A 926-nucleotide genomic window follows, 5' to 3' on the forward strand; every position below is an offset into this window, starting at 1 on the left:
GGGGGATTACCATCTCAGTATGGTATTCGGTGGAAACATTCCGGCTATTGATTATCAAGTGGTATCAAATGGTTTTAAAATTCATATCACGCCAAAGCTAAGAATTATTCATAATGGGCATGAAGGCAACACACGCCATCAATGCAATCTAATGAAAAAATATGGGAAAATAGGTGATGGATTTCTTGTTTATACCAAACAGGAAAGTGTTTTCGATAAGCCAGTTTTTTCCCTAATATATCAATTTAAAATAAATATTAGCGAACCCTCCTATGAAGGAAGAATACTTTTCCATCAGGATCTAGCTTATTACTCAGATTATATAGAGGCAGCAATCCTTGATGAAAAAGAGAATTATTTTCTTTTTAAAAAAGAGAATGTAAATATTGGCTATGATTACATTATAGATTCAGAGGCAAAAATACTTGACTTTCATGAAGAAATTTTAATAGTTAATGATAAGTATCCTGTTAAAAGCTACACTCTATTTAAGCAACCAGTACCTATCTACACCGCAATTTCCCCTAAAAAAGTTCAAGTCACCGTAAAAATCGGTAGAAAAGAACACATTTTTACCGCAGATCAATATGTCTCCTCTCAACCTGCTCCCAGTTTTGAAGAGATGTTGTATCAGTTTAATCAACTTGAAATCGATGCAGATATCTCAGATCTGAACTTTATCAATAATACAGCCAGCATTGATATTATTTTCACCGCCGTTGCAGAAGATGGTCGCAAACTAGGTTGGGAAAGTTTCAGCATCCCGGTAACTCGCAAAGTCAGTACGGATAGCGCTCTGACCTTGTACCATAATGACAATGGCGCCCAATATATGCAGTGGGGCGTTTACCGTATCCGCCTCAATACCTTGTTTGCCCGTCAGTTAGTGGAGCGTGCCACAACCGGAATCGATACGATCCTCAGTA

At 37.4% G+C, this 926-nt stretch carries 1 pseudogene; it reads left to right on the forward strand.

The features are described from left to right. Positions 1-19: 19 nt before the first annotated feature. Positions 20-926, forward strand: a pseudogene (locus tag Xenpb_RS19350) (toxin); the annotation flags it as partial.

The sequence above is a fragment of the Xenorhabdus sp. PB62.4 genome, from assembly GCF_014467285.1.
Taxonomy (GTDB): Bacteria; Pseudomonadota; Gammaproteobacteria; order Enterobacterales; family Enterobacteriaceae; genus Xenorhabdus.